General features: G+C 46.5%; 18 protein-coding genes. 5 read left to right on the top strand and 13 right to left on the bottom strand.

Annotated elements, in window-relative coordinates; all coding sequences use genetic code 11:
* Window positions 1-121: 121 nt before the first annotated feature.
* From QL223_RS04155 to doeA, 4 genes are all read right to left on the bottom strand, one after another.
* Window positions 122-1,636: an NAD-dependent succinate-semialdehyde dehydrogenase gene (locus QL223_RS04155; protein ID WP_281543984.1), complete on the bottom strand. Its 1,515-nt coding sequence runs from the start codon at window positions 1,634-1,636 to the stop codon at window positions 122-124.
* Between the two features lie 176 nt (window positions 1,637-1,812).
* Window positions 1,813-2,292 carry an Lrp/AsnC family transcriptional regulator gene (locus QL223_RS04150; protein WP_281543983.1) on the bottom strand — a complete coding sequence of 160 codons (480 nt, stop codon included), beginning with the start codon at window positions 2,290-2,292 and terminating at the stop codon, window positions 1,813-1,815.
* Between the two features lie 70 nt (window positions 2,293-2,362).
* Window positions 2,363-3,370 (bottom strand): N(2)-acetyl-L-2,4-diaminobutanoate deacetylase DoeB, encoded by a 1,008-nt coding sequence (gene doeB, locus QL223_RS04145; protein ID WP_281543982.1) that lies wholly within the window; start codon window positions 3,368-3,370, stop codon window positions 2,363-2,365.
* Between the two features lie 24 nt (window positions 3,371-3,394).
* Window positions 3,395-4,582, bottom strand: a complete 1,188-nt coding sequence (gene doeA, locus QL223_RS04140; RefSeq protein ID WP_002535736.1) for an ectoine hydrolase DoeA — start codon at window positions 4,580-4,582, stop codon at window positions 3,395-3,397.
* A 644-nt stretch (window positions 4,583-5,226) separates the two neighbouring features.
* Here doeA and QL223_RS04135 point away from each other — a divergent pair.
* Together QL223_RS04135 and QL223_RS04130 are read left to right on the top strand one after the other, a co-directional pair.
* Window positions 5,227-5,994 (top strand): phosphotransferase, encoded by a 768-nt coding sequence (locus QL223_RS04135; protein WP_281543981.1) that lies wholly within the window; start codon window positions 5,227-5,229, stop codon window positions 5,992-5,994.
* Between the two features lie 223 nt (window positions 5,995-6,217).
* Entirely contained in the window at window positions 6,218-8,263 is a 2,046-nt protein-coding gene (locus QL223_RS04130; RefSeq protein WP_281543980.1) for an EAL domain-containing protein, read from the top strand.
* A gap of 46 nt (window positions 8,264-8,309) precedes the next feature.
* On the opposite strand, the gene QL223_RS04125 is transcribed toward QL223_RS04130, so the two are convergent.
* Window positions 8,310-8,747: an FKBP-type peptidyl-prolyl cis-trans isomerase gene (locus QL223_RS04125; RefSeq protein ID WP_281543999.1), complete on the bottom strand. Its 438-nt coding sequence runs from the start codon at window positions 8,745-8,747 to the stop codon at window positions 8,310-8,312.
* Between the two features lie 663 nt (window positions 8,748-9,410).
* Here QL223_RS04125 and QL223_RS04120 point away from each other — a divergent pair.
* The gene (locus tag QL223_RS04120) at window positions 9,411-11,753 is read left to right on the top strand and encodes a glycosyl hydrolase family 18 protein (RefSeq protein WP_281543979.1); all 2,343 of its coding nucleotides are present in this window, start codon (window positions 9,411-9,413) and stop codon (window positions 11,751-11,753) included.
* A 142-nt stretch (window positions 11,754-11,895) separates the two neighbouring features.
* Here QL223_RS04120 and QL223_RS04115 read toward each other — a convergent pair whose 3' ends face one another.
* From QL223_RS04115 to folM, 5 genes are all read right to left on the bottom strand, one after another.
* Window positions 11,896-13,035, bottom strand: coding sequence for an amidohydrolase (locus QL223_RS04115; RefSeq protein WP_281543978.1), 1,140 nt, complete (start codon window positions 13,033-13,035; stop codon window positions 11,896-11,898).
* A 180-nt stretch (window positions 13,036-13,215) separates the two neighbouring features.
* Window positions 13,216-13,785: a YceI family protein gene (locus QL223_RS04110; protein WP_002535744.1), complete on the bottom strand. Its 570-nt coding sequence runs from the start codon at window positions 13,783-13,785 to the stop codon at window positions 13,216-13,218.
* On the bottom strand, window positions 13,782-14,321 hold the full coding sequence (locus QL223_RS04105) for a cytochrome b (protein WP_002535746.1): 540 nt from the start codon (window positions 14,319-14,321) through the stop codon (window positions 13,782-13,784). Before QL223_RS04105 ends, QL223_RS04110 begins: the two co-directional genes overlap by 4 nt.
* A 115-nt stretch (window positions 14,322-14,436) precedes the next feature.
* Window positions 14,437-14,799 carry a dihydroneopterin triphosphate 2'-epimerase gene (folX, locus tag QL223_RS04100; protein ID WP_002535747.1) on the bottom strand — a complete coding sequence of 121 codons (363 nt, stop codon included), beginning with the start codon at window positions 14,797-14,799 and terminating at the stop codon, window positions 14,437-14,439.
* A gap of 17 nt (window positions 14,800-14,816) precedes the next feature.
* Window positions 14,817-15,530: a dihydromonapterin reductase gene (folM, locus tag QL223_RS04095; RefSeq protein ID WP_002535748.1), complete on the bottom strand. Its 714-nt coding sequence runs from the start codon at window positions 15,528-15,530 to the stop codon at window positions 14,817-14,819.
* Window positions 15,531-15,655: 125 nt separating this feature from the next.
* On the opposite strand from folM, the gene QL223_RS04090 reads away from it, so the two are divergent.
* Complete coding sequence (locus tag QL223_RS04090) at window positions 15,656-16,360, top strand: SDR family NAD(P)-dependent oxidoreductase (RefSeq protein WP_002535749.1); 705 nt, start codon at window positions 15,656-15,658, stop codon at window positions 16,358-16,360.
* Here QL223_RS04090 and QL223_RS04085 read toward each other — a convergent pair whose 3' ends face one another.
* Together QL223_RS04085 and QL223_RS04080 are read right to left on the bottom strand one after the other, a co-directional pair.
* Window positions 16,361-16,903 (bottom strand): NlpC/P60 family protein, encoded by a 543-nt coding sequence (locus QL223_RS04085; RefSeq protein WP_239643924.1) that lies wholly within the window; start codon window positions 16,901-16,903, stop codon window positions 16,361-16,363.
* Window positions 16,904-17,049: 146 nt separating this feature from the next.
* Window positions 17,050-17,916 carry a LysR family transcriptional regulator gene (locus QL223_RS04080; protein ID WP_002535755.1) on the bottom strand — a complete coding sequence of 289 codons (867 nt, stop codon included), beginning with the start codon at window positions 17,914-17,916 and terminating at the stop codon, window positions 17,050-17,052.
* A gap of 116 nt (window positions 17,917-18,032) precedes the next feature.
* Here QL223_RS04080 and QL223_RS04075 point away from each other — a divergent pair, with 116 nt between their 5' ends.
* On the top strand, window positions 18,033-18,275 hold the full coding sequence (locus QL223_RS04075) for a hypothetical protein (RefSeq protein ID WP_002535756.1): 243 nt from the start codon (window positions 18,033-18,035) through the stop codon (window positions 18,273-18,275).
* A 744-nt stretch (window positions 18,276-19,019) separates the two neighbouring features.
* Here the strand turns inward: QL223_RS04075 and QL223_RS04070 are convergent.
* A complete protein-coding gene (locus tag QL223_RS04070) occupies window positions 19,020-21,017 on the bottom strand; it encodes an exoribonuclease II (RefSeq protein ID WP_002535758.1) in 1,998 nt (665 codons plus the stop codon).
* Window positions 21,018-21,058: the final 41 nt, after the last annotated feature.

Here is a 21,058-nt window from a genome sequence, read left to right as displayed (position 1 = left end):
CTGTAAGCGTTTTATGCTTTGTTGAGGTGTATTTGCTTAGAATGACTAGGCGGCACACACCTCGCCGCGCCTAAAACGCTTACAGCTAGAACAAAATTTAACCACCAAAGGTCAACAGCCCCTAGCATCCGCTGGCAGTGTCGAGACCGCCCAGACAATAGTATTTAATTTCGCTGTATTCATCGAAGCCGTGGCGGCTGCCTTCGCGTCCAAGACCGGATTGCTTCATCCCGCCGAAGGGAATAGGGTGTCCCGTCATCTTGACGCTATTGACGCTGACCATGCCGAACTCAAGGCCCCGCATTAACTTCCAGATGTCGCGAATATCGTGGCCATAGATATAAGCCGCCAAGCCGTATTCAGTGTCATTCGCGGACTCAATCAAGACGTCCAAATCGTCATAGGCGAGTACACCCGCCACCGGACAGAAGTTTTCCTCGCGGAATACCGCCATCTCGGGTGTGACCTTGGTGAGTAGCACTGGGTTAAAGAAATTCGCCCCAGGCACTTTCTTGTGGCTCGTGGCAATCAAGGTCGCGCCTTTCGCGAGTGCGTCATCTACCAGCATTTGAGCTTTCTCGGCTGCCTGAGCATTGATGAGAGGGCCAATGTCCGTGGTTTTCTGCATGCCGTTACCCACACGGAGTTTTTGCATCTCGGTGGCGAAAGCATCGATAAATGCATCGTAATGTTGGCGAGGTATATATATGCGATTCGCCGCCAGACAATCCTGCCCGGAGGTTTGGAACTTGGCATCAATCGCCGCTTTAGCTGCCTGTTTGATGTCCATGTCAGGCAGCACAATGAAAGGGGCATTACCGCCCAACTCCATCGAACACTTTTTCACTGTGTTTGCGCTTTGTTGAAGCAGTAGTTTCCCGACCCTTGTTGAGCCGGTAAACGAGAGTGCTTTGACCTTCTCTGAAGCGCACAGCACTTCGGAGATCATCGGTGCATCGCCAGTGACAACATTGAAGACGCCGGCTGGAATACCTGCGCGCTCTGCTAATTCAGCCAAAGCGAGGGCAGAGAAAGGCGTTTCGTTTGCGGGCTTCACCACTACGGTACAACCAATCGCGAGTGCCGCAGCAGCCTTTCGCGTGATCATCGCATTGGGGAAATTCCACGGTGTGATAAGGGCAGCGACGCCAATAGGTTCACGCAATGTAGCCAATTGTGCATTGGGTATATGGCTTGGCATAGTTTCGCCATATGCACGTTTAGCCTCTTCAGCAAACCAACTGACAAAGGAAGCGCCGTAATCGATTTCTCCGCGAGCCTCATCAATGGTTTTGCCTTGTTCCAGCACCATCAAATGAGCGAGATCTTCTCGGTTATCGAGTAATAAGTCGTGCCAAGCCATCAACTTAGTGGCACGTTGTTCTGCGGATAGCGCGCGCCATTTTTTGAACGCTTTGTCTGCGACATTAATAGCACTATCTATCTGCGATTTTCGAAGTGCGGTGACATAACCAATCACATCATCATCGGCTGGATTGGATACTGCGATATCTTTGTTACCTGCGACCCACTTACCATTGATGTAGGCAAGTTGACGGAACAGGCGTGCGTCACGCAAGTGGTTGAGCACGGCATCCGTCGCTTTACCATCATGGGGCAAATTCAATGCGGCCATACGTTGACCTCCCAAAGCAAAATGATGTTCTCAGTAGAACTCTAAGCCAGCATCTGGGAATGGGTTTTCTGTATGAGGGGGTTATGGTTGGAGATTTTTCGGATTTTCAGCCAAAAACTTAGTGTTTTTTCTGTGATAATTGTAAGTGTCTGAATATAAATAGTATTTAATGGCGGTTATTCGACAGGGTTGTCGTCGATATCGTGTGATTGCGGTGTCTGTTTGATGGTTTTGGTAACGATGTAGGTGTAGTAGCGCTCTATGCCTAAATCTGACATCAGCCAGCTATCAATCAGGCGTTGGTACTGGTCGATGTCTTTTGCCATGACACGGATGATGTAATCTACTCCACCGCCTGTGGCGAAACAGTCCGCTACTTCTGGGCAATCCTGCATGGTTTGTTCGAAACGCTGGAAACTGGTTGCATGGTGCTTGCCGAGTGTCACCTCGACCATCACAGGTGTTTTTTTGGCAAAGATGTCGGCATTGATTTTGGCACCATAGCCTTCAATGATGCCTGCTTCTTCAAGGCGTTTAACACGTTCCCAGCAAGGGCTGACCGACAAGTTTATGGATTCTGCGAGATTGGATTTAGTGATCCTTCCATCTCTGGATAAGATTTGCAGAATTTTGATGTCATATCGATCAAGCTTCATCGTTACTCCCAGAAAAATAAAGAAAACCACGCATATAAGCGTGGCATATAGACTGGGGGGGAAGCGAGTTTTATTCAACAGTTTTGGCGATAACCGCAAAAGTATCGCCGATACTGATGTTCGAGACGTGCCGTCTGGCCGCCAGAATGCCTTCAGCGGTAGCGCGATAATAAGCAGGTGTTTGTCCTGTTCGCTCGGTGGAATAAATACGTGCAATCAGGTCGCCTTCTTTGATCTCATCACCCAGGCTTACACACATTTCCATAATGCCGTTGTGTTCACTTTGTAGGTATGCGTCTTTGTCTGGAATTTCCAGCGAGACGGGGTCACTTGGCGGATCAATATAGTTTTTCTGCAAGATGCCACTGTAAACCAGAAAGTTGTGGATGCCACGATCTGCTATCGCGATGGTGTCGGGTGTGGTGGTGCCACCGCCGCGAAGTTCTGTGGTGACAAACACCTTACCGTTGGATTCGACAGCGGTATCGTAAAGCTTGGTGGGGTCCATTTCCTCCATGTAGAAGGTATAAGGCGCGCCAAACAAACGTGCTCCCTCAATACAGCGAAATTCCTGCGCTTTGTTTTTTAAGCGGTGGGCAGCAGCAAAAGGAATGATATCCAGCGTTTTGCCACCGGAATGAATATCTAATGCCGTATCACACATGGGGATCAGATGACGGGTGAAATAATCCGCCATGCGTTCAGTCATCCCACCATAGGGATGACCGGGAAAGGCGCGGTTCATATTGCCATTATCAATCGGTGAAACCCGCGCCGATGCTTGAACCGCTGGCGCATTCATCATTGGGATGATGATGACCCGTCCCAGAATTTGTTTCGGCTTGAGCTTACTGGTGAGCTTTAACAGCGAGGTGATTCCCTCGTATTCATCGCCATGATTACCGCCGGTCAGAAGCGCAGTTTGTCCATCTCCGTTTTTAATGACGGTGATGGGTGTCATTATCGCGCCCCAAGCCGAGTCGTTGTGGGAATAGGGAAGTTTCAGAAATCCATGCTGAACACCGTCGGCATCAAAATCGACAGTGGCAGATACTGAACTGGGCGGAAGTTTCGGCATAACAGATCATCCCGATTTTTTGAATCAATGCTTAATGAATAGCTGTCGCGGGAAATCACAGAGTGTCTCAGCGCCGTGTTTTGTGATCACGATGCTCTCTGTGGTCTCCATTCCCCAATCATCCATCCACAATCCCGGCATAAAATGGAACGTCATACCTTCTTTCAATACCGTGTTGTCGGTTGGACGCAGGCTCATGGTTCTTTCGCCCCAATCAGGTGGATAACTAAGTCCGATAGGGTACCCACAGCGCGAACCTCCGCGGTCAAAGCCGTATTTTTCCATTGTGGCATTCAGCGCCGCCGCAATATCACCGCAGGTGTTACCGGGCCTGGCGACTGCCATACCGGCCTCCAAGCCTTCATTGAGCGCGTCATTGGCACGTTTGAAGTGGTCTTCCGGCTCACCGAGATAGATGGTGCGGGAAAGTGGGCAGTGGTATCTGCGATGAACCCCCGCCATTTCGATAAAGGTGCCTTCACCGGATTTGAATGGCCTGTCATCCCAGGTCAAATGAGGCGCTGATGCGTCTACACCGGAAGGCAAAAGCGGTACAATCGCAGAGTAGTCACCAAAGTGGCCATCATGTCCCATGACCGCATGTTTGTTGATTTCCGCGACAAGAATATGTTTTGGCAGCCCGGGCTCAATAAGTTCGAAAGCCACGCGATGCATGTTTTCCACAATTCTTGCTGCAGCGCGCATGTAGTAAAGCTCTTGGTCTGATTTTTCTGCGCGGCACCAATTCACTAGCCCTGTTGCATCCGCAAAGGAGGCATTAGGAAGATTTTCCTGCAGAGATTCATAGGCCGTGGCACTGAAGTAGTAGTTGTCTTTCTCCACCCCGATACGGCCTCGGTCCCAAAGCTTTTCATACAAAACAGCGTTGGCGAGATATTCCATCGGATGGAGGGGAGGGTTCATCACATAGTGGTCGGGATAGCCGACAACACTCTCGTGGCTCATGTAGACAGTACGCCGAGCGCCATTGGCATCCTGATTTCTTCCAAACCATAGTGGCTCGCCGGCATGGCCAATAACGACACATTGAGGAACGTAAAAAGACCAACCGTCGTAACCCGTTAGCCACGCCATGTTTGAAGGGTCGTGAATGATGAGTAAATCCAATTCACGCTTTTCCATGGCCGCACGAACTTTTGCCAGCCGGACGCTGAACTCATCAAGCGTAAAATTAAGCACAACGTCACTCATGCCCCATGCTCCTTTTGGTACCGCCCATACAGGACGAACGTTGACATACAGAGTCATCGCCAGTTATCGCTATGGGTCTTGTTGGGGCGACTTATCGCTCAGACCAGATAACTGTTTTGCCTCTCAGCTTTGCGCTACCCGTTTTCATTTTTGCTGTGCGGGTGCGCTGCTAGTTTTGTCACCTTTCTCTATTGCTATGTAACGCAAGTTGTTTGCATCTCATTACTTACACTTACACCACTGTTCAAAAAACAGTCAATAATAAATTACTCAATAGTTTGTGCTTATGAGCATTAATCGTAGCTCGACACGGCTGAAAATCTGGGTTTCTCATTATTGATACGTGACTGCGGAATTTCTGATCTTTGCAATCAATCGATAAAAATTAGAGCGAATTTTTATCGAACTCGATACGGTTCAAAGATATAGCAGATAAAATTCGATACTATCCTTGCTCTTGCATCTTTCTGAACTGATGGAGCGAATGCCAATGTTGAATTGCTAATCACCTTAAATTTATGCCTTTGTTTTTACGCTTAATTTTATCTGGTGATGACGCGATCCATCATGGTGAGCTTTGTTGTTCTGTTTATTCCCATGCTTACCCTCTGATATGTCGTTGAACGCCAAACACGGAGCCTAATATGGAAAAACTCCCCGGCGGTCGAGAAGGTATTTATCGGGTTCGCAATCAAGTAATCCGACCTACTAATAAAACGACCCAGACGATTCATAGCCTCTTGAACCACCTTCATCTGCAAGGCTTTCATCACTGTCCTAAACCCATTGCGCTCGACCATGAACATGAAATGGTCAGTTTTGTTGAAGGTCAGGTTTATAACTATCCGCTTATAGGCAATATTGCATCTAAACAGGCGTTAACAAGTGCGGCAAAGTTACTGAGACAAATGCACGATGCGTCAGCTTCTTATATCGATAGTTTGAAAGGGAATGAATCCTGGATGCTTCCAGCACGCGAACCAACTGAAGTGATTTGCCACGGCGATTACGCGCCATACAACCTCGTTCTTAATGGGCAAGAAGCAGTGGGTGTCATTGATTTTGATACTGCACATCCTGCACCGAGAGTCTGGGATTTAGCCTACGCGATCTATTGTTGGGCACCTTTTAAGACCCATGAATTCGATAAAATGGGGACATTGGATGATCAGATCGCCCGATCGCGCATGTTCTGCAAAGCATATGGTGCGACCCAAGATATGTTAATTAATTTGCCTGATGTCATGATCGAAAGATTGCAGGCTTTGGTTTCGTTTATGCGAGAAGAAGCTGGAAAGGGGAACGAGGCATTTCAACAGAACTTAGAAGATGGACACCACTTAGCCTACGAGAGAGATATTCAATATATTTCTCAAAATAAACAAATGTTTTTAACTGAGTTGACGAAATAAATTAACTATTAGTATGTAATATCATTGACGGCGATGTCTATTTAAATAGCCTCGCTGTTAATGTTTTTGGTTGGTTACGAATAATTATATTTATTAACAGTAAGCAAAAATCTTTTCGTTGAATTAATATTAGATTTCCATCTATTTTTAATTGAGAGCATTTAATCCCACATATATAATCCGGCATCTTTTTTGGCCTTGAACCGAGAACCAATTCATCAATATGTGGAAACTGCCTTCTTTAAGGTCTTGTTACGATACCTATGTTCGTGACATCTCAATCGTCTTCCTGCTTCTGCTCCCTCTGACCATTTGTAATGCGATTTCGATATTTGTAGGCCATTTTTTGAACTTTGCGGCAATGCCTGATATTGCGCAAAAGTTTTTCTACTTTTCAAATTTGCTGATTGGAATATATCCAACCGCGCTTTGTATTATTACCACTTATTATTTGTCGACGAAGCATAACGTAAACCCTATGGTTGTGGTGCCTTATTCGTTGGTAATGTTTATTGCGATTTCTCTGTCCAATGGGTTAGTGGCTGATAATGGCTTGCCGAATAACCCGCTTGTTGCTTTGCTAACAGCGGTAGTTGCTGCTATTTGCTGTGTTTCTGCACGAATATATCCACTCGACCCATCGCGACTTGATTTTGTTAGTGCGCTTTATAAGCAAGCGGCTCACTTTTTCGGCTTTCTGCTGTTGACCATATTTTTTAGCCGCGTGACAGGCAGCATCATGCAAAGCTCGACGCTGTTTAAAGATCATCTCAGCTTAGACCCACTCACGTTTGCTGGTGGCTTGGCGTATCAGTTTGTCCTAGGTCTTTTGGGTTCAGTGGGGATTAATGGTCATAACTTTCTGTTTCGCGCCAAACAGCAACTGTTCGAAGACACTCAACAGAACATTGCGGCGTGGCAGTTTGGTGAAGAACCACTGAATATTCTTAGCCAAGGTTTTTATGATGCGTTTCTTGCCATCGGCGGCTCTGGCAACTCGCTAAGCCTGCTTTTGTGTATCCTGCTTTTTTCCAGAGAGAAAAGGCACATTGCGTTGGCGCTTTCAGCGCTACCGTTGGTGATGTTTAACATTAACGAACTGCTGTTGTTTGGGTTGCCAATTATCTTTAACCCGACGCTGATTTTGCCGTTTGTTTTGGTACCCATGGCAAGCTTCATTCTGGTTTACAGCGTTATGGCTTTGGGATTGGTTAACCCTGTTAGCACCATTGTTGATTGGATGACGCCGCCATTCTTGAGTGGATATTTGGCCACCCAAAACAGCGTTGCAGGTACAGCACTCCAGATCGTCGTGATTGGGTTGGGTGTGTTGATTTACCGTCCTTTCTATCTGAACTATGCGGGCAAAAGCTCCACAGACAGTAAAGGTATCCTCCGCAAGATGGAAATTGAGCGCAGTACCCTGAAGTCATTCTTAGGGGATGTGAATCAGTCAATGGGGAGTTATATCAGTAAACATGAAGTCAGCCAGCGCATCAGCAAAATGATGAATCGCGGTGAATTCGTGATGTACTATCAGCCTCAAGTGAATGTGAAAGACTGCTCTCACTTGGTATTTGAGTCATTGGTTCGATACCGTGATAAACAGGGAAACATGATACCTCCGACTTTCATCAACGACTTTCAAATGTTGGGCGCGATTAAGCAGCTCGATGAGATGGTGATCGATCTCGTGTTAGCAGATATGAAGACATTACCTCTACTCGAACGTTGTAAGGTGGGAGTGAATATTTCCGCAGAATCGATTTCAGACAGAGATATTGTCGATAGCATTGCGGAAAGGCTGCATTACTACAAAATTCCAGCAACCTCCTTGGAAATCGAGATAACAGAAGAAGCCCTTCTTGAAGACCATGAACAGATCAGCCGCAACATTGACGCGCTGCAACGCCTTGGTGTGAAAGTCGCGATTGATGACTTTGGCTCTGGTTACGCGTCTTTCCCTCACTTGCTGAAATACAACTTCGACAAGGTGAAACTGGACCGTTCTCTGTTGTTGAACGTGAAAGAAGAAAGAGGGCAAAACCTCTATCAACTGTTAGCCAAAATCAGTGAAGTAACAGGTTGTGCATTGGTTGCTGAGGGCATTGAAACTGAAACGGAAAAAACGTTCGTAGAAAGCTGTGGCATTGATATCTGCCAGGGATTCTATTTCTCACGCCCATTACCGCTTGATGAAGCTATTGCTTGGTCTAAGGAGCACACAGAGGCGACTGGGGGCAAACAATTACAACCAGCAGAGCGATAAAAAGAAGGCCGCGATAAACGCGGCCTTCTGCTATGTCGGATATTGATTATTTGAAATCGAGAAGTTCTACTTCGAATATCAGAGTTGAACCTGGTTTTATCGAACCTGCTGACATATTGCCGTAAGCCAGCTCGGCAGGGATGAAGAAGCGCGTTTTGCCGCCTTTCTTCATCAATTGAACGCCTTCGGTCCAGCCTTTGATGACTTGGTTTAAACCGAACTCGATGGGTTCGTCACGTTGGACTGAACTGTCGAACACTGAACCATCAAGTAAGGTGCCGTGATAATGCACTTTTACACGAGATGTGGCCGAAGGTTGCGTATCTCCTTCACCTTCCTCCAACACCAGATACTGCAATCCAGAGTCAGTGGTAACAACACCTTCTTCCTTGGCGTTTTTAGCGAGGAACTCTGCACCGATTTTCTTGTTTTCTTCAGCCGCTTTTTTCGATTTTTGGCGGATAAGGATAATGAAAACAATCATCACGAGGATGACGAGGGGTAAAGCGAAATCCATTGTAACTCTCTCAGTTGGTGACCTGGCTGCGCCAGTGGATAGCATTCATTATCCAGAACTCAGTAACGAATTGGAATACATGGAATTACATCCTCGTCCTGTTTGGCTATGGTGCATTGCTTTGGTGCAACTCTTGCCCCAAATGAAATCATTTTCGCGATTGTAAACAACTGAAAATAATAGATTTCCCAGCTTAGAGGGCAATTTAATAATTGGTACGGTGTTTGCTATATAGAATTTGTGCTCCACAGCACGGCTTACACTCACTATCTCCGAAAGGAGATGAATTAGTTAGCGCATTCTCCTTGTTGCTTGTCTCCGCCATGTTTTGGACTGGCGGAGATTTTTTTTCTTCAAACTTAATTCGCCTGTGACTCCCTACTGTGATCTTTGTTCAATCTCATTGAATTATAAAGAAATTACATACAGTCCGCTGTGCGGAAACCTACCAGCCAAAACTTGTGAACCATGATGCCTTCATGCAAAAAATTTCCGCAAAAAATGTAATTAATTAAATTCATTCCGAAGCACGATACCAAAGTTTGCGATTTTCATTCGCGTCAGAAATTAAGTGGTGGAAGAGTAAATCCGAAGGAAAACACCAACACCCAAGACGTGGAGAAAAATAATATGAATAAAGGACTTAAGTTCACCGCGATTGCTGCATGTGTGGCCGGAGCGCTTGGCGTTGCCGCGACTGCTACCGCTGCACCATCGCACGATAAAGCGGTTATCGGCTACCTAACCCAATGGGAGGCATGGAAGGGAACCGATGCTGGTTTTAGCGTAAAAGGTGAAGCTACACACCTCAACGTAGATATGGACATCTACAACATCCTCAACTTTTCTTTCTTCGGCGTAGCGAAAGACGGCTCCCTGCACAGTGGAGACCTTCGCAACAAGAGCATTTATCAGCCTGGTGCGGTTCAAGAGCCGGGCCCGCTGCTTCACCCTGATGTGTATTCAAGCTGGGACTTCCACATCCTATGGGGTGAGTTGGAATACATTCATGAATACCCTGGAACTGAACCTTGGCAAGCAGAAGCACTGGCAAAAGTTCAGGCCCAAGGTTTTGTAAAAGACGGTCGCGGTTGGAAGCATGCGCCAACCGGTATCACTGGCCAAATGCCAATCCCTTTGAAAAAAGCGGGCGGTGCACCGGGTTTAATCGACTTGGCGAATGAAAAAGGCGTACAGGTGATGGCGTCTATCGGTGGTTGGAGTATGTCCAAGCACTTCCCAGAAATGGCTGCTGACCCAGTCAAAAAAGAACGCTTCCTGCAAGACATCGACAAACTGATTGCCCTAGGTTTCCACGGTATTGACATCGACTGGGAATACCCGGGCTCTGGCGGCATGAACTTCACCGGTACGGATGCAGACTACGCAAACTTCGAGCAGCTGATGGATGATATCCGTGAACGTATTGGCCCAGACCGTCTTCTGACAGCTGCTTTTAAAGCTGTGCCAGCTGCATTGGAAGGTTACGATTGGGCGCGACTGCAACGTTCAATGGACTACTTCAACATGATGACTTACGACCTGAATGGTGGTTGGTCTAATGTTACCGGTCATAACTCTCCACTATACCCATATCCAGAAGAAGAGTTTGAAGGGTTAAACCTCGATACCTTGAAAAACTGGATGGTGAACGTTAAGGGTATCAACCCGAAACAAATTAACTTTGGTGCTGCGTTCTATGGCCGTGGTGTTCAAACAACAGAAGCGGAAGCTTACCTTGGTGCACCGACTGACAAACGTAATGTGAACTTCTCAGTTGATGGCCCAAGTGTTTCTGCCGTTGACCTGACAAACTGGAAAGCGTTCGAAGGTCAACCAAACTACAACTATCTGATCAAACAGCCAGGTTGGGCACACAAGTGGGACGCAAACGCGGAAGTACCATATGCAGTGAAAGGCAAGTATTTCCTGAGCTATGACGATCCAGATTCAATTCGTAAGAAAGCGGAGTACATCGTTAATAACGATTTGGGCGGCATCATTGTATGGCAGGTGCACGGTGACATTCAGTGTGAAGGCACTTTCGTTAACTACGGCACCAAGCTGAAGCAATGTACCAATCTCCGTTCGCCGTTGGCTGAGCAAATTGATCAGGTGTTCAGCGCGAATATCATTCCAAATGAAGCCCCAGTTCTGGCCTTGCCAGGTGCTCAAAATGCAGAGAGCGGGGCGGTGATTAGCTTTACTGTGTCAGCGACTGATGCAGACGGCGACGCGCTGTCGTTCACTGCACAAGGTGCCGACGTAACCGACAACGGTGATGGTACCGCAACGGTGACGTATAAAGCGCCAAACACCGCAGTCGACCTGACTGAAACGGTGACCGTGAAAGTTTCAGACGGACGTAAATCTGACAGCGGTTCAGTGACGGTGAATGTGAAAGGTTCAGGTGATGTGGTTAACACTGCACCAGTACTGACTGCACCAGCATCTGTTTCTGTCAAAGCAGGTGAAACCGCAGTGATTGACCTTTCAGCAACTGATGCAGAAGGCGATTCTCTGACGTTTACTGCATCTGCGGGAGAGCTGGTTCAAACAGGTAACAGCGCAACAGTATCTGTGGCGACAGTAGACTCAACAGAAAACAGCGTGGTTAACGTCGTCGTTACTGTGACTGATGGTGCAGAAACTGTTGAAGCAACAGTCGTTGTGAACGTTGAAGGGTATACGCCAGTAGACAGCAACTGGGATCGAAACAAGGTTTACAACACTGGCGATAAAGTAACCCACAATGGCGTTGAATATACTGCTAAATGGTGGACCAAAGGCGAAGAGCCGGGAACGTCAGCAGTATGGGAAGCGTTTGATGATGGTTCAGCAAAAGACTGGAGCGCTGACAAAGTCTACAACGGTGGTGATGTTGCTATCTATAACGGCAGCACCTACAAAGCAAAGTGGTGGACGAAAGGTGAAGCACCAGGATCTGCTTGGGGTCCTTGGGAACTTCTATAATCCTTAGCGTTATATCCCGACAAGGCCTCGTTTATACGAGGCCTTTTTATCTGATTCTCTTAAGGAAACTATGGCAGTACTGCATGCTTTGTAGGTGGATTTTATTTGGATGCTTCTATGACGTTCAACAGACCTAGATACCTTAAATAAAATCCTGACATTTCAATCCGTTCATATCCCGAATGATTTGTTCAAAGATCTTACTGGAGACATCGATCAAGGCATCCGGGAAATCATAGTGAGGATCGTGCAAAGGTGGATGATCAACGCCGCTTCCAAGGCCGAAAAATGCTGATGGCCAGGTTCGGGAATATTCTGAAAAATCTTCAGACCACCTCATTGGCACATCGAGGTCGTTGTGAACAAACCCCAGATCTTTACATGCTTGCTTAAGAAGCATATTTGCTTCGCTGTGATTGATGATGGCATTGAATTTATCGAACCATTCAATGTTGAGCTCAAGCCCATCCCGCTCAGAATAATGTCTTGCCATGCTTTCAACCTGATAGCAGAGAGATTCAAAACACTTATTGCTGTCGCTTCGAAGCGTTGCCATTACAGTAGCTTGTGCCGGCGTCGTACCGAAGGCTGGTTGGCCCAGGCTGACATGAACGATGGTTGCAAGCGCAAAGCTGCTTGGAAAAGCAGTTGGCAGTCTTTCAATATCATTCATCAGAGCTTTTAAGGCTGGAGTCGGATTGACCGCTGTTTCTGGGTAAGCTGCATGGGCTGTTTTGCCTTTCAGTGTGATAGAAACACCTGCAGACGCGCATGCGAAGGTGTTTTCCCGACATAGGATTTGCCCTAGCGGGTGTCCCGGCACATTGTGATATCCAAAGGCATAATCGACTTTTCCCTTATCCCAACTTTCATCATCCAACATGGCTCTGGCTCCTTGGCCATTTTCTTCTGACGGCTGGAAAATAAGCGTGACTTTGCCTCGCTGGATGTCCGATTTGGACAAGCGGTAAGCCAGTGCCATCAAACTGGCGGAATGACCATCATGCCCACAGGCGTGCATGACGCCGACGTTACCAGAGCAATGACTGTGTAAGGCCACTTCATGAATGGGTAATGCATCAGTATCGGCGCGGAATAAAAGATGGGGTCCTGGCTGGCCGCTGTCGAGATGTAATACTATCCCATGTCCACCGATACCAACCTGAGGATCGTAGCCAAAGCTTTGCAATGTATCCGCAATCAGTTTTCCAGTTTTGTCTTCAAAACCAGAGAGTTCAGGCATTTTATGTAACTGGTGTCTAAACAGGATAGGATTGAACATGATTCCCCCTACAGCCGGAAATAAGCTCCACACTGTACGCTCTGAAGCACGTGATTTATGTGATCGAAGTCAGATCTGAGAGGGCATGGTGATCAGAGTTGTTATTCGTATCGTTTGTGCTTAACAGGTAAAAAAATGGCAGGTAAAACCTGCCATTTTTCTCTTTATGATTTACCAGAATTACTTGCGGACACCTTCTACGTGCAGCTCCATATCAACGTAGCTTGATGGGCCCATAACCGCGATACCGTAGTCTTTCAGTTCAAGGCGAGTAGTGCCTTCAAAGCCTGCGCGGTAGCCACCCCACGGGTCGCTGCCAGCGCCAATGAAGTTTGCAGCGATCGAGATAGGATTAGTTTTGCCGTGAAGTGTCAGGTCACCATTGATGGTGATCGAACCATCACCATTGTCTTTTACTGAAGTACTCTTGAACGTCGCCGTAGAGAATTTCGAAGCATTGATGAAGTCACCGCTACGGATGTGCTTGTCTCGCTCTGCGTGGTTTGAATCCAGGCTGGTAGTATCAATATTGACAACAACGGTTGATGCTTCAACATTGGCAGGATCATACGAAAACTCACCATCAAAGTCGTTGAAACGGCCTTTAATAAAGCTGTAGCCGAGATGAGGCACCTTGAAATTAATTGATGCATGAGCACCTTTGGTGTCAATCACATAGTTGTCGGCAACCGCCATTGTTGGCAGCATGGTAGCCGCGGCCAGTCCCAGAGCAGCAAGAGTCTTTTTCATAACGATTTGTCTCCAATCATTTTCCGTAATGTATTGTCTTTGTCTATGTAGTGGTGCTTAAGTGCCGCTGCCGCATGAAGAACAGCTAAACCTATCAATGTAAAGGCAGCGTAGTAGTGGATTGCGCCCGCAATATCTGACTGATCCGGGAATAACTCTCCAAGAGCAGGTACTTCAAACCAGTTAAATACTTCAATGGCTCTACCATCTGACGTAGAGATCAGATAACCAGATGCAAAAATAACGAACAACAACACATAAATAAGATGGTGAGCGGCATGGGCCCCCGCGCGTTCGAGACGATTCCCCACTATTTGAGGTGTACCTTTTATTGTGCGCCAGACCAACCTGAATACGGTTAAACCCAAAAGGAGAATGCCAATGGATTTATGCCAGTAGGGAGCGGTTTTGTACCAAGTGCTGTAGTAAGTGAGGTCAACCATCCATAGACCAACAGCAAAAAGGCCGATAACGACCAAGGCTGTAAGCCAATGGATGGCGCGCAAAACAGCATTGTATTGCGAAGGTTGTTCCATCTTACGTTTGTGTCCAATCAAATAAGTTAATGAGAATTATAATCATCATTAACTGTAGGTGAACCGGATACAACTGAACGAGTCATTCGAAAATTTCGATGGAACTCTGTCTACATTACTCTTCTTGTTGCCAACTTAAACTTAGAGACACAGAGTCAGCGAAACGCAAGGCATGTGGCTTATCTATTGTGACGCTGGCAAATGTTACCCAATGATGAGAGCGAGAAATCTCTAACACACTGGAGACTAATTTTTCCAACAGTAGGAAACGGCCATTTTCGACATGGTCGATGATAGATTTGGTAATCACTTTGTAGTTTAGTGCTTCTTCTACATTGTCATTCATACAGGCTTTATCGCCTGGGTAGTGGATTTCAATATTTAGTACTACGTCCTGTTTCTTCTCTTGTTCTTCAGGGTTGAAGCCAATAAAGGTACGCAGGCGAAGATTTGTAATTTTGATAATGGCATTTTGCATAGCGCAGCCTCCGTTAGTTATTTGAGTGCTCGACCGCCATCCAAATTGATGCTTTGGCCGGTCATGTAGTTACTGTTCATGATGAATTCGACGGCGTTCACCACTTCTTGTTCGCCAGGCGCTATCGCCATCAGTGATTTAGACAACGCTTTCTTTCTGTAAGCCTCGTCATCGCCTTCATTAAACATGATAAGCGCTGGAGCGATGCTGTTGACTTTGACACTCGGCGCCAATTTCTGTGCGAAGGAAAGCGTCATATTGTCCAATGCCGCTTTACTTGCCGAGTAGGCGATATGTTTCTCGCTACCTTTGCGCACGACGTAATCCGTAAAATGAATAATGTCTGAACCCGCCGTTGAGTCAGTCGCCATAAAGGGAGACAAGGCGAGGTTAAGCAGATACGGCGTTTTAACGTGTATCTGCATCATGTCATCCAGCAGGGCGGCATAGTCATCCGTTTTACTTTCGGCATTCCAGTCTGACGCGTTATGGATCAACGCACGGATCTGAATGTTCTGCTCAGCGACTTCCCTTGCGAATTGATGGATAGCGCCATCGGCTGAAAAGTCGGCCTGAATACAAGTGACCCCCATTTCCCGCAAGGCAGTCACACCGGGTTTTTCCGAACGATATGACGCGATCACGTGAAGACCCAAAGTCCGAAAATGGCTCGCCAGCGCAAATCCGATACGTTGACCAGCACCAGTGATCACAATTGTTTTATCAGTCATATAACTCTTATAGCGTTTGATGTGCGGAACCCAATACGAATGCCGATCAGAAAAGATCAGAGTTGGGCGATGATAATTTTAAAATCAGTAAGTTAGATTCTAGCAGAACGGCGAGTGAGGGAAGGATGCAAAAGAGCGTATTGGTGGTTGGCTCACACGGAACTATTGGAAAAGCGATAGCCATTCAGCTGCAGGACTTGGGGTATCAGGTACTGACACTGAGCCGTGAAGGAAAGGAGTCAGACAACCACCTTATCCTTTCCATGAGCGAACCAGAAAGCGTGGCTGTTTTGTCTCGTTGGCTTGAACGGCGTGTTGAGGGTTTGGTAGGGGTTATTCAGTGTGCAGGCCTTCTTCATTCGGGCGAAAAGAGGCCCGAGAAAAACCTCAAGCAACTTAGCGGTGACTGGCTCAGTCAGTCAATGGCGGTGAACGTGATGAGTCATGTCCACGTTGCGCAGGCATTGGACGGATTCGTAAAGCGTCATTCGAAGCTTCGTTGGTTATCGCTAAGCGCTAAAGTTGGCAGCATAGAAGACAACGGTTTGGGAGGCTGGTACAGCTATAGAATGTCTAAAGCCGCCCTTAATATGTTTATCAAAAATCTTTCCATTGAATGGGGAAGAAAAGCGCCGGCATCTTCTGTGATTGCTATGCACCCTGGAACCACGCCAAGCACACTCTCTAAGCCTTTCACCACAAATTGGCCGAAAGATAAACTGTATAGTCCTGAACTCACAGCAAAAAGAATCGTTACCGTGTTTGAGCACATGACGCCCGAAAGGTCAGGAAAACTCTATCATCACGATGGTTCAGTGATCCCTTGGTGATTATTGAAGAGGGTAGCGTCGGACGTCGATGACTCTTGCAGACCAGTAGGGGTTATCGACACGGGAAATCGTGACGCCTTTTGAGGAAGAAGCATGCATGAACTGTTTTTCGCCAATATAAATCCCGACGTGATAGCGCGTAGAGCCGGTCTTGAAGAAAATCAGGTCTCCATGATCTGCAGTTGCCAGAGAAATTTTATCGCCAGTTTTGATCTGTTGCCTTGTTGTTCTGGGAAGTGAATGCTCGAACACGGCGAGGAAGGCCTGTTGGGTAAATGCGGAGCAATCAATACCTCGCTTGGATGCACCTCCGTAGCGATAAGGTGTTCCTTCCCATTCCTCAAAATATGCAAATAACGCAAGACTTTTTGATGTATCTAAGTCAGAGCCAGAGGGTGCTAACGTCGCTGGACGAGTGGTTTCGTAGTATGTCGAATGGTCTGAACGATTTTCTGCAGATGTTGGCGACTCGCAACCCGTCATGAATAGGGCAGAAAAAAAGCCAGTAAAGAGCATCCAGATTCTCGGCATTGGCATGTTCATCTATAAAGTTGCGTCTGTTCTACAGAGAAAGTTTATGATTGCAGTGAAACATAGCGTTCGCTGATTTTTATTAAGTTTATTGACAGAAAAATAACTGTGCAATGATGTTCCACTCATGCTTTTACAGAAGTCTCAAGTCTAAAACTCTATGCAGCGCTCTGGTTTCTCCGTACATACCATTCTGTAATGTAATCAGCCAATGCAAGAACCGCAGGTTCATTTGCGCCGGGTTTGACTGCTATTCCATTTGCAATTGCCGTTTCGAGAGAATTTGAATTCACATGCTCAAGTAAATCCATTTTTTCGGTGACCGAACAAGCGGCGATCAGAGAGACCGCCATACCAGATTCAATGGCCGCATTTAAGCCATGGAAATCAGCTGCGGTGAGAACGACTTGGTGAGAGATATTTTCACGATTTAGTAATTCCAACGCCAGCCGCCCCCAACGACAGTCACTTTCTATCGCGACAGGTAAAGGCTTGTCTTTGCAGTAGCTTACGTGGCGCGACTTCGCCCAAACAAGCCTTTCGGTAGAGACTTGAGTAACTGGGTATAGATCATCATGAATATTCACTAAAGCCAGATCCAGTCGTCCATCTTGAACCTGTTTCAACAACCGTTGGCTGCTGTTACTTTGTACGGATAACTGTAGATTAGGATAGCGCTCGGTAAATCCATTCAAGACGCGTCTAAAAATCAGGTTAACGTAGTCATCGCAAACACCGAATTTCACCATGCCGTTCATATCCGGGCTATGGAAATGTGCGACAGCTTGATCATTGAGGTTAAGCATTTGACGGGCATAACTGACCAAGGTTAAGCCATGAGAAGTAAGAACATGTCGCCTTCCTTGTTTCTGGAAAATAGACACGCCCGCTAACTCTTCAAGCTTTTTCATCTGCATGCTCACTGCTGATTGTGTCCTGTGAACGCTGTCTGCAGCCGCTGCGAAGTTCCCGCAATCTGCTATCGCTACCAATGTACGAAGTTGGTCAATGTCGAAATTGGTCATTACTTCAACTCCTTTGAAGTATTTTGAAAGAAATATTGGCTTTTCTGATTAATTAAATTGATTAAATATTGCACTGTCAAGAAGGAAAACAATAACAACGTCAGGGGAGAGCAGGCATGGTAGTAAAAACCAACGAAAGTGACTTAATCAGTGATGACCAGCGAGGAATCCATCGCTTCGTAAATCAAGGCGGGATTGTCGCCAGACTGATTCATGGGTTATGGCGCTTTAATCGCAAACATTTTTTGATTGAAGATCTTTCTAAAAATCTAGATGACGAACGATTTCTAAAAGATGTTGGTTTGACGCGGGCACAAGTAGAAAAAGAAATACAGAAGCTTCGTCAAAGTAAAATTTAAGAATCGAGTCCTTGGATGCTTCCAACTATCCGACCGCACGCCAGTCTGGTGCTGCGGTATTTTTTTACCCCATCGATCCTTCAGTAACGCCACGAATAATGAGTGTTCAATTGATTTGTGTTGTTAATACAACTGAAAAACTCTGCTGTTTTACTGGCCTTTGGGATGTGAAGGATAACCGCCTGAATCTATAGGCGTGTTTTGTACTAAAAATTTGGCATGACAGGATTTGGCTGACTACACTTTTAGTAACTTAATGAATATGAATCAGTTTTTGTTATCGCTGTGGATGTGGGTTTTGACAAAAACTTTACAACCGACCTGGTTTTATGTGATTATTGTCACCATTGATGTCGACCATATTGCTTATGCTGGTATAATATTGCGACGCAATACAAATTAATGAGCGATAGAACACTAAGCAATGTCTCTTTCGTTCAGTTGCTTTTCAGCAACACTTGGTAAGATTTTTTTCATAACAATAAGGTTTGTCGTTAGACAAATCATTGGACACAAACAGTCACTGGGCTTTGGTTTGGCCGCCGACAACTCAATGATTGGTCCAATTTTGGCGTTACTGCATAGCTGGACTTTACATTCGCTTGCTGCGTGAAAAGTCAAATAAGTAACCGATACCCGGCTTCCATGGACCGGGTTTTTTATTGCCTGAAGTAAACGAAAAAGATCCAAATTAGAAACAAAAAAGCCAGACTGATGTCTGGCTTTTGTCATTTTGGAGTGTGATTACTCGCTTTTGGCAGATTCTTCTTCCGCTTTTTCAGCAATCACTGCGAATTCGCGGGTAGGTTTACCAACGATAGAGCGGGTAGGTTCTTTAACTTCAGCCAGAACGACTTCAATGGTATCGCCAAGCTGGAACTCTTTCACGCCATCAACAGAAATGGTGCCAGCGTCGCCATTACATTCGATGCGTTTCTTGTTGTCCACAATCAGCGGCGCCGGAATAAACGCCATTGCGCCATTTTCCAGCAAACGAACACGCATGCCTGCACGGTTGATATCGAAGATCTCCGCGGTAAAGGTTGTTTTCTCGGCAACGCAATCTTTAAGAAGACGGACATACAACCAATCTGCCACATCGCGTTCTGCCATTCGATGGTGTCTACGGTGCAATGCCAATTCTTCACCGATCATTTCGTCTGGTGTTTGAGCGGCATCTTCACCACGAATAATGGCTTTCAGAAGACGGTGGTTGACCATGTCGCCATATTTACGGATTGGAGATGTCCATGTGGCATAAACATCAAGGCCCATGGCGAAGTGTGGCGCTGGTGCATTACCAATTTCACTATAAGACTGATACTTACGGATGCGGTTATCCAGATAAGTGGTTTCCTGTTCATTCAACCAACGACGCAGAGCACTGAATCCTTCAATTGTTTCCAGTGATTCAGCAGTCACGTTGCCGCCGTGACCATTGATAAGCTCAACTGCATCCGCCATTTTCTCTGGGTGGAAGCCAGCGTGGGTGTTGAATACGCCGAAGCCAAAGTGTTCACGAAGTGCACGCCCAGCACAAATGTTTGCCGTGATCATTGCTTCTTCTACCATGCGATTTGCAATACGACGAGGATCCACGTGAATCGCGACAACGTCGTTGTCTTCGCTAAGTTCGAAGCGGTAGTCAGGACGATCTGGGAAGGTCACAGCATTTGCTTCACGCCATGCCATACGCGCTTTAGCCAGACTATGTAGTGCATTCACTTGTTCAGCAATGATCTCTGACGGTTGCCATTTATCACAAGAACCTGTTTCCAGGAGATCAGAAACATTGTCATAAGCCAGTCGGCCTTGAGACTTAATGGTCGCTGAGAAGAATTGCGCATCTTCTGAGATAGTGCCATCTGCCAATAGGGTAACGCGGCAGCATAGAGCAGGACGAATTTCTTCGTCACGCAGTGAGCACAAGTCGTCACTCAGTTCGCGTGGCAACATTGGAATATTGCGGCCCGGCAGGTAAATAGTGAATCCACGCTCACGCGCTTCTTTATCCAGATCAGTACCTTGAGCGACATATGCCGTTGGGTCTGCAATCGCAATGGTCAGCGTGAAAGTGCCATCTTCGTTTGCCACTGTATGCAGCGCATCGTCCATGTCTTTGGTGGACTCGTTGTCGATAGTAATAAAAGGCAGGTGAGTCAGGTCTTCACGAACCAAAGATTCGTCCAGCATTTCCCAGCTAGGCTGTGGTGCCGGTTCTTGGTTTGGCAGATTATGTTTAGCCAGCGTTACCCACCAAGGCGCGATCTTGTCATTGGCATCTGTGATTTTCTCACTGATTTCACAGAAAAAGTTATTGTCGCCTTTCAATGGATGTTGAATCAGAGTAGCGACGACCCAGTCACCTTCAGACAGTGCATCACGGCTCAAACCTTTTTTTGTTTTTGCGCGGATGGCATCTTTAAGTTGAGGGCTATCAGGCACGACATTCAACTTGTCGCGGATCATTTTTACACGGCCAATGAAACGCTCTACCGATTGTTCAATCAGCTCGTCTGGCTCAGCCACTTCTTTTTCTTTTTCGGTGCGGATAAGCGCGACGACTTTATCGCCATGCATGACTTTTTTCATGTATGCAGGCGGAATGAAGTAGCTGGTTTTACTGTCTACTTCGAGGAAGCCAAACCCTTTTTCGGTTGCTTTGATCGACCCTTCTTTTTTGGGAATGGTCTCTTTGATTTGTTGCTTTAGCTGTGCAAGTAATGGATTGTCTTGAAACATTAGCCTGGTCTCAGATTGTGAACCGCCACACTATACGGATT

The sequence above is a fragment of the Grimontia sp. SpTr1 genome, from assembly GCF_947387585.1.
GTDB lineage: Bacteria > Pseudomonadota > Gammaproteobacteria > Enterobacterales > Vibrionaceae > Enterovibrio > Enterovibrio indicus.
The sequence above is the reverse complement of the archived record's forward strand: the minus strand, read 5'-3'. Positions and strand labels throughout refer to the sequence as shown.